6 protein-coding genes and 1 pseudogene are annotated in these 8,334 nt (G+C 59.8%); 3 read left to right on the plus strand and 4 right to left on the minus strand.

Going from position 1 to position 8,334, the window contains the following annotated elements:
* Positions 1–134 precede the first annotated feature (134 nt).
* Positions 135–1,628, plus strand: a pseudogene (locus AVHM3334_RS22970) (putative bifunctional diguanylate cyclase/phosphodiesterase); the annotation flags it as partial.
* Positions 1,629–1,812: 184 nt separating this feature from the next.
* Here the strand turns inward: AVHM3334_RS22970 and glmM are convergent.
* The 4 genes from glmM to AVHM3334_RS22990 form a co-directional block, all read right to left on the minus strand.
* Positions 1,813–3,147 carry a phosphoglucosamine mutase gene (gene glmM / locus AVHM3334_RS22975; RefSeq protein ID WP_284415770.1) on the minus strand — a complete coding sequence of 445 codons (1,335 nt, stop codon included), beginning with the start codon at positions 3,145–3,147 and terminating at the stop codon, positions 1,813–1,815.
* The gene (gene folP, locus AVHM3334_RS22980; RefSeq protein WP_284415771.1) at positions 3,144–4,028 is read right to left on the minus strand and encodes a dihydropteroate synthase; all 885 of its coding nucleotides are present in this window, start codon (positions 4,026–4,028) and stop codon (positions 3,144–3,146) included. The genes glmM and folP overlap by 4 nt, the downstream gene beginning before the upstream one ends.
* A gap of 98 nt (positions 4,029–4,126) precedes the next feature.
* Positions 4,127–6,046 (minus strand): ATP-dependent zinc metalloprotease FtsH, encoded by a 1,920-nt coding sequence (ftsH, locus tag AVHM3334_RS22985; RefSeq protein WP_284415772.1) that lies wholly within the window; start codon positions 6,044–6,046, stop codon positions 4,127–4,129.
* Between the two features lie 186 nt (positions 6,047–6,232).
* Positions 6,233–6,895 (minus strand): RlmE family RNA methyltransferase, encoded by a 663-nt coding sequence (locus AVHM3334_RS22990; protein ID WP_284415773.1) that lies wholly within the window; start codon positions 6,893–6,895, stop codon positions 6,233–6,235.
* A gap of 21 nt (positions 6,896–6,916) precedes the next feature.
* Here AVHM3334_RS22990 and AVHM3334_RS22995 point away from each other — a divergent pair, with 21 nt between their 5' ends.
* Positions 6,917–7,390 (plus strand): YhbY family RNA-binding protein, encoded by a 474-nt coding sequence (locus AVHM3334_RS22995; protein WP_284415775.1) that lies wholly within the window; start codon positions 6,917–6,919, stop codon positions 7,388–7,390.
* A complete protein-coding gene (locus AVHM3334_RS23000) occupies positions 7,390–8,133 on the plus strand; it encodes a glycosyltransferase (protein ID WP_349816645.1) in 744 nt (247 codons plus the stop codon). The genes AVHM3334_RS22995 and AVHM3334_RS23000 overlap by 1 nt, the downstream gene beginning before the upstream one ends.
* Positions 8,134–8,334: the final 201 nt, after the last annotated feature.

Raw genomic sequence — 8,334 nt, forward strand, 5'->3', positions numbered from 1 at the left:
TACCGCCGTCGCGCTGCGTTGCCGGCTCGCCGGCAACGCAGCGCGACGACAACTACTCAATGAACATGCTCGACCGCGCCGCTCAAGATAATTGACGCCGGACGCTCAGAATAGTTGACGCCGGGCAACTGCGCCCGCAAAACGGCTCGGTGTGCATTGCCATGGATGTGAGTGAACAGCGCCAGGCGCAGGCCGAACTGGCGCGCATGCATGCCGATCTGGAGCGCCAAGTGCATGAACGCACCCGGCAGCTCAGCGAAACGGTGGACAACTTGCATCGCGAAATCAACGACCGCAAGCACGACCAGGAAAGAATCTACTGGCTGGCCCACTACGACCCACTGACTGGGCTGCCGAACCGCACACTGCTGGCTGAGCGCAGCCTTCACGCGATCCGCGCGGCCAGCGAAGGCGGCACCCCCCTGGCAGTCATCTTCCTGGATCTCGACCACTTCAAGCATGTGAACGATTCCCTGGGACACAGGGTCGGCGACGCATTGCTGGTGGAAATCGCCAAGAGACTGCGTGCCGTCGTGCGCGACAAGGACACCGTATCGCGCCTGGGCGGAGATGAATTCATCCTGCTGCTCCCCGGGGCCAACGCGCACGGGGCTGCGCGGGTGGCGGGCAAGCTGCAGGAGGCATCGCGGCAGCACTATCAGATCGGCCACCACGAACTCACGATGGCGCCATCGATGGGGATCGCATTGTTTCCGGACGATGGTGCAGATTTCGACACCCTCACCCAATCCGCCGACGTGGCCATGTACCGGGCCAAGCTGGATGGGCGCAACACCTACCGATTCTTCACGCCAGAAATGCAGGCTCAGTCGGTACGGGCGCTGTTGCTGGAAAACGCTCTGCGCCGCGCGTTGGAGCGCAACCAGCTGCACCTGCATTACCAGCCACAGATCACCATCGCCACGGGCGAGATCCGCAGCGTGGAAGCGCTGCTGCGCTGGGAACACCCTGAACTGGGCAACATATCCCCCGCGGAATTCATTCCGATTGCGGAAGACAGCGGCCAGATCCTGCAGATTGGCGAGTGGGTCATGCAAACCGCGCTGGACCAACTGCAAGCCTGGCATGTCATGGGCATGGACTGGCTGGCCATGGCCGTGAATCTTTCGGCCCTGCAGTTTCGCCAGCCGCAGTTGCCGGAACTGGTCAGTCGGCTCCTGGACAGCACCTCGCTGCGCGCGAACCGGCTGGAACTGGAGTTGACCGAAGGCGTCGCCGTGGATGACCCCCGCTCTGCAATCGCCACCATGGATCAGCTGCATGCCCGAGGCGTGCGCATGTCCATGGACGATTTCGGCACCGGGTATTCGTCACTGAGCCAGCTCAAACGCTTCCAGATCTACAAACTCAAGATCGACCAGTCCTTCGTGCGCGACCTGGGCAACGATTCGAATGACCGCGCGATTGTCAGCGCCATCATCCGGATGGCGCAGGCACTGGGCATCCGGACCACGGCCGAAGGCGTCGAAACAAGCGAACAACTGGCCTACCTGCGCGAACAAGGGTGCGATGAAGCGCAGGGCTATTACTTCAGCAAACCTTTACCTGCGAACCAGATCACGCCGCTGCTGCAGCGGCAGCATCACACGAAAAAAGCGACGGCTTGAACTTCGGGAGGCGCAGGTGCCGTGATGCATCTGGAGATCACAGGCGCTCAGAGTCATCTGTAATGACGCCATCAGCGTAATCCGCGGCATGCCGCAAGTCCGACCGGCCCCGACGAAGCGGACACTACGCCACCTTCGGCGGTTTCGGACTCCCCGCCCTGACCCACTCTTCAAAGGGACAGGCTCAACCCGCCCGTGCCGCATCTGCCAGCTGTTGCGCGAATTGGTTCGCATGCTCGGCGTTACTGGCCTCCACCATCACCCGCAGCAAGGGCTCGGTACCGCTGGCGCGAATCAGCACGCGCCCGGTATCGCCGAGGGTTGCCTCCACGGAGCGCAAGGCATCTGCCAGTACCGTATTGCTCTTCCAGTCTTGCCCGGGCGCAAGCCGAACATTGAGGAGCACCTGCGGAAAGAGATGCACGTTAGCCAGCATGTCGGGCAATCCGCATCCGCTGCGTACGCATGCTTGGAGCACCTGCAAGGCGCTGATGAGGCCATCTCCGGTTGTATGGCGGTCCAAAGCCAGCAGGTGCCCGGAACCTTCGCCGCCCAGAAGCCAACGGTGACGTGCCAGCTCTTCCAGCACGTACCGGTCACCGACCTTGGCCCGCACGAACTGAACGCCTTGCGACTTGAGCGCCAGCTCGACCGCCATGTTGGTCATGAGCGTGCCAACCACCCCAGGCACCTGCTCGCCACGCCCCAGGCGATCTGCGGCCATCAAATAGAGCAACTCGTCGCCGTTGTAGAGCCTGCCCGCACCATCCACCATCTGGAGCCGATCGGCGTCACCGTCCAGTGCGACACCGAAATGGGCATGGTTGGCGCGCACGGCCCGAACCAGTGCTTCGGGATGGGTCGCGCCCACCTGGTGATTGATGTTCAGACCGTCGGGCGAACAGCCAATCGCCAGAACCTCAGCGCCCAGTTCGTGGAAGACTTTCGGAGCGATGTGATAAGCCGCCCCATGGGCCGCATCCACCACGATTTTTACGCCCTTGAGCGTCAAATCCTGCGGAAAAGTGCTCTTGCAGAATTCAATGTAGCGGCCGGCGGCGTCCTCCAGACGCCGCGCCTTGCCAAGTGACGCAGAGTCGGCCCATACGGGTGACTCGTCCAGCGCCGCCTCCACGGCGATCTCCCAGTCGTCAGACAGCTTGGTCCCCTGGGCACTGAAGAACTTGATCCCGTTGTCAGGGTAGGCGTTGTGACTGGCGCTGATGACCACGCCCAGGCTGGCACGCTGCGCACGGGTCAGGTACGCCACCCCAGGCGTTGGCAAAGGGCCCAGCAGAACCACATCGACCCCAGCAGAGTTGAAGCCGGATTCCAGCGCGCTTTCAAGCATGTAGCCGGAAATGCGAGTGTCCTTTCCGATCAGCACCGTCGGCCGCTCTTCCTTTCGGCGCAACACACGGCCGACCGCATGAGCGAGCCGCAGCACGAAATCGGGAGTGATGGGCGCCTGCCCCACGGTGCCGCGAATGCCATCCGTACCAAAGTAGCGACGTGTCATGGTTTTTGTGTCTCTGTCTGAAAAGTTTCCGCATGCGGCGGCAAGGATGGGGATGAGAAAACACGGGCTGCCTGCCAGACCCGCAGCGCAGCGACCGTCTCGCGAACGTCATGCACACGCACGATACGCGCGCCGCGCTCTACCGACAACAAAGCCGCCGCTACGCTGGGAACCATTCGTGCGGTCACGGGCAGCTCGGTAATGGCCCCCAAGGGAGACTTGCGCGACCACCCGGCCAGCCATGGATAGCCCGCGTCAGAAAGCAGGGGCTGACTGGCCAGCAGTGCAAAGTTCTGCTCGACCGTCTTGCCGAACCCAATTCCGCAGTCCAAGACAATCCGAGCCTTTTCGACCCCCAGCGCAATCAAATCAACGGCACGATGCTTCAAAAATGATAGCACCTGCGGCACCACATCTCCCTCCATCGGAGAGGCTTGCATGGTCTGGGGATCACGGTGCATGTGCATCAAGCAAACTCCGCAAGCCGAATGCCCCGCCACCACCGAAGCAGCGCCAGGCTGGCGCAGGGCCCAGATGTCATTGATGATGTCTGCGCCCAGATCGAGCGCCGCCCGCATGACTTCGGGTTTATACGTGTCGATGGACAGAGGCACCTTCAAACCCACGGCGAGGCGGACCAGCGGCAGCACCCGCGCCAATTCTTCTTCCAAAGATACCGCTGGACTCCCGGGACGGGTGGACTCGCCACCGATGTCCAGAATGTCAGCGCCTTGCTCCAACAGAGTCTCGCAATGCCGCACGGCCGCTGCCGTGCTGGCATGCAGGCCTCCATCTGAAAAGGAATCCGGCGTGATATTGACGATTCCCATGACCTGGGGGCGCGTCAGGTCAATCTGGAATCGGGTGGTCTGCCAGTGCATCGAACAATCCGGAGATAACGTCGAGAACGAGAATGAAAGGGATACAAAAAACGGGGCCTCAAAGGCCCCGTATTTTCAACGCCAGCTTTCGCCGCGGATCAAGCAGCAGAAGGAGCAGGCTCGGTCGTGACCGCTGGAGTACCGCCGCCAGAGTTATCGCCACCAGAAGAAGGCGTGCGAGGTGTCCAATCCTTGGGCGGCCGTGGGGGCTTGCCAGCCATGATGTCGTCGAGCTGCTCGGTGTCGATGGTTTCCCATTCGAGCAACGCTTTGGCCATCGCGTGCATCTTGTCGCTATTGTCTTCAATCAGCTTGCGCGCCAGAGCGTACTGCTCGTCGATGATGCGGCGAACTTCACCGTCCACCTTTTCCATCGTCTGCTCGCTCATGTTATTGGTCTTGGTCACCGAACGGCCCAAGAACACTTCGCCTTCGTTATCGGCATAGACCATTGGTCCCAACGCTTCAGTCATGCCGTAGCGCGTGACCATGTCGCGGGCGATCGAGGTGGCTCTCTCGAAATCGTTGCTGGCGCCGGTGGTCATCTGGTTCATGAACACCTCTTCCGCAATGCGTCCACCGAACAACATGCTGATCTGGTTGAGCATGAACTCGCGGTCGTAGCTGTAGCGATCCTTCTCTGGAAGGCTCATGGTCACACCCAGGGCACGGCCTCGGGGAATGATCGTGACCTTATGGACAGGATCGCATTTGGGCAGCAGCTTCCCGATGAGGGCATGGCCGGATTCATGGTACGCCGTGTTGCGACGCTCTTCTTCCGGCATCACCATGCTCTTGCGCTCGGGGCCCATGATGATCTTGTCCTTGGCCTTTTCGAAATCCTGCATTTCAACCGTGCGTGCATTGCGGCGCGCGGCCATCAGGGCAGCTTCATTACACAGATTGGCGAGATCCGCACCGGACATGCCCGGGGTTCCACGGGCGATCACGCTCGGATTCACGTCTTGACCAACGGGAACCTTGCGCATGTGCACGTTGAGGATCTGTTCGCGGCCGCGAATGTCCGGCAGCGTCACATACACCTGGCGGTCGAAACGGCCTGGACGCAGCAGGGCCGCGTCAAGGATGTCCGGACGATTGGTGGCAGCCACCACGATCACGCCGAGATTGGTTTCAAACCCGTCCATCTCGACCAGCATCTGGTTCAAGGTCTGCTCGCGCTCATCATTGCCACCACCCAGGCCAGCGCCGCGCTGGCGACCCACCGCATCGATTTCGTCGATGAAGATGATGCAAGGGGCGTTCTTCTTGGCGTTTTCAAACATGTCGCGAACACGGGCAGCGCCCACGCCCACGAACATTTCCACGAAATCTGAACCCGAGATGCTGAAGAAAGGAACCTTCGCTTCACCAGCGATGGACTTGGCCAACAAGGTCTTACCCGTGCCAGGAGGGCCCACCAGCAGCAATCCACGGGGAATGCGGCCGCCGAGCTTTTGGAATTTCTGGGGGTCTTTCAGGAAGTCGACCACTTCCTTGACTTCTTCTTTGGCTTCGTCGCAGCCCGCGACGTCTGCGAAGGTGACTTGGTTGCTGTTTTCGTCCAGCATCCGGGCCTTGCTCTTACCGAAACTGAAGGCTCCGCCTTTGCCGCCACCTTGCATCTGGCGCATGAAGTACACCCAAACACCGATCAACAGCAGCATGGGACCCCAGCTCACGAGCAGGGTCATGAGAAGCGAACCCTCTTCACGCGGCTTGACGTCGAACTTGACGTTGTTGTTGATCAGGTCACCCACCAGACCGCGGTCCAGATAGGTCGCAGTGGTGCGCAATTTGCGGTCATCGGTAGTGGTCGCCACGATCTCGGTACCGCCCTGCCCTTCCTGGATGGTCGCGCTCTTGATGCGATTGCTGCGCACCTCTTCCAGGAATTCCGAATAGCCGACGGAGCCCGCACTGGCGCCTGAACGGGTATCGAACTGTTTGAACACCGTAAAAAGCACCATGGCGATGACCAGCCACACGGCAATTTTTGAAAACCACTGATTGTTCAAGCGGGGCTCCAGAAGCAAGAGGGATAACGCCACGAACGTGTCATAAACGTCCTAGCGCATTTAAGGCGCATTTTAGGCGTTTCAAGGTCGGCGGCTATTCGATTTACCCCATCAGGAGCCATGGTCAACCTCATGGAAGCTCGCTCGACGTTGAAAACAGCCATCATTTTTGTCCCGCATGGTCGTTCAAGGCTGCTTTTTCAGCCCCATGCCAACGAGAAACGTCTCGGAGGATTTATCCCGGGAAGCCTTGGGCTTCATGGGCTTGACCACCTTGAACGTTTCCTTGAACAGTTGTACGAGTTGTTCGTATACGCTGCCGTGAAAGAGCTTGACCACAAGCGTCCCGTCCGGTTTGAGGTGGTTGACGGCAAACTCCACCGCCAATTCGATCAGATGGGCAATGCGAGCGGAATCCACCGACCCCACTCCGGACAGATTAGGGGCCATGTCGGAAACCACCACATCGACCGGCCGTCCCTGTACGGCCTGCTGCAATTGCGAAAGAACCTCTTCTTCCCGGAAGTCGCCTTGAAAAAAAATGACTCCCTCGATAGGCTCCATCGGCAACAGATCCAGAGCGATGATGGTGCCATTCAGCTGTCCCACCGCTGCTCCGCCGGGTGACATGCGCCTTCGAAGATATTGGCTCCAAGCCCCGGGTGACGAGCCCAGATCCACGACGGTATGTCCTGGCTTGATCAGTCCCAACTGCTCGTCGATTTCCTTGAGCTTGTAGGCCGCGCGAGCGCGATAACCATCCTTCTGGGCCAATTTGACGTAGGTGTCATTGACGTGGTCATGCAACCACGCCTTGTTCACCTTCTTGCTTTTCGTGTTTGTTTTCATCCTGCCTCGATAATACGGCCCATGCCCCAAATTCAATTGACTCCCGCAGAGCGCCGGGAACACCGCGCCAATGCCCACCACCTGGACCCTGTGGTTCTGATTGGCGGCGATGGGTTGACAGCCGCCGTTCAAAAAGAAATCGATGCCGCGCTCAACGCGCATGGATTGATCAAGGTACGTGTTTTCAGTGACGACCGTGCATCACGTGAGCAGACCTATCAAAAGCTGGCGGACGAGCTCAATGCGGCGCCCATCCAGCACATCGGCAAACTGCTGGTGCTCTGGCGCCCGCAGCCTCCCAAAGAGCGAGCCGTCGATGACGACCGCATGCCCGGCCCACGCGACGTGAAGGTGCTCAAGTTCAGCAAACGCGGCGGTCAGCGCCCTGAAGTGAAGCAATTGCGTGTACTGGGCAACCAGCGACTCACACCGGGTGGTCAAATCAAGCGCGCCAAGCCCAAGCAAAAATCCATCAAGAAGCGCCAGGCCGATTGATGGGCTCCGCCAGGGCGCAAGAGCGCCATGTGATCTGCATGAAGTGGGGAACCAAATATGGTCCCGAATATGTGAACCGGCTTTACGCCATGGTGCGTCGCCATTTGCGTGGCGAATTCCGGTTTATCTGTCTGACGGACGACGCGGCAGAGATTCGGCCAGAGGTGCAGTGCCTGCCCATTCCGGCACTGGAATTGCCTGCGGGTCTTCCAGAACGTGGCTGGACGAAGCTGGCCACTTTCAGCGCCGACTTGCATGGCCTATCCGGAACCGCACTGTTCCTGGACGTGGATGTGGTGGTCACGGGCAGCCTCGACGAATTCTTCCAAGAGCCCGGCGAGTTTCTGATCATTCACGACTACAAGCGGCCCTGGCGCATCACGGGCAACTCTTCGGTCTACCGATTCGAAATCGGGGCGCACCCCGACGTTCTCGGGTACTTTCGCGGGCACTTTGAACTGGTCCGCCAGAAATTCCGCAACGAGCAAGCCTATCTGTCTGACTTTTTGCACCAGCAGGGCAAGCTTCGGTACTGGCCTTCAGGCTGGTGTCCCAGCTTTAAATACCACTGCATTCCCGCATGGCCTTCCAATTATTGGAAGCCGCCGATCGTGCCGCCGGAAGCGCGCATCGTGATTTTTCATGGGGAATGCAACCCTCCCGATGCATTGGCAGGCCGACGAAACCGGCGTTTTCGCCATATCGAACCTGCAGGCTGGGTGGCAGAGCACTGGAGGGAGTGAAAGAGGAAGCGGCTTTCCCGGGTCGCACCCAGCTAGTGTCCCGTCCCGTTATTTTCTGGCATTAATCGTGCATACCATTGAGGTATCTTGGAACCGGAGATACCGCGATGAGAATGGGCAGACCGAAGGTCGAGTTGGCGCTCTCTGACGAGGAGCGATCGCAGCTTCAATCCCTTGCCCGCAGCCGCTCGCTGCCTGCTG

The sequence above is a fragment of the Acidovorax sp. SUPP3334 genome (assembly GCF_030159055.1).
GTDB lineage: Bacteria > Pseudomonadota > Gammaproteobacteria > Burkholderiales > Burkholderiaceae_C > Paracidovorax.

Bases quoted from the DNA above. Each gene is read 5' to 3' on its own strand.
- AVHM3334_RS23000 (WP_349816645.1), top strand. From the start codon at position 7,390: ATGGGCTCCGCCAGGGCGCAAGAGCGCCATGTGATCTGCATGAAGTGG.
- glmM (WP_284415770.1), bottom strand. From the start codon at position 3,147: ATGACACGTCGCTACTTTGGTACGGATGGCATTCGCGGCACCGTGGGG.
- folP (WP_284415771.1), bottom strand. From the start codon at position 4,028: ATGCACTGGCAGACCACCCGATTCCAGATTGACCTGACGCGCCCCCAG.
- AVHM3334_RS22990 (WP_284415773.1), bottom strand. From the start codon at position 6,895: ATGAAAACAAACACGAAAAGCAAGAAGGTGAACAAGGCGTGGTTGCAT.
- AVHM3334_RS22995 (WP_284415775.1), top strand. From the start codon at position 6,917: ATGCCCCAAATTCAATTGACTCCCGCAGAGCGCCGGGAACACCGCGCC.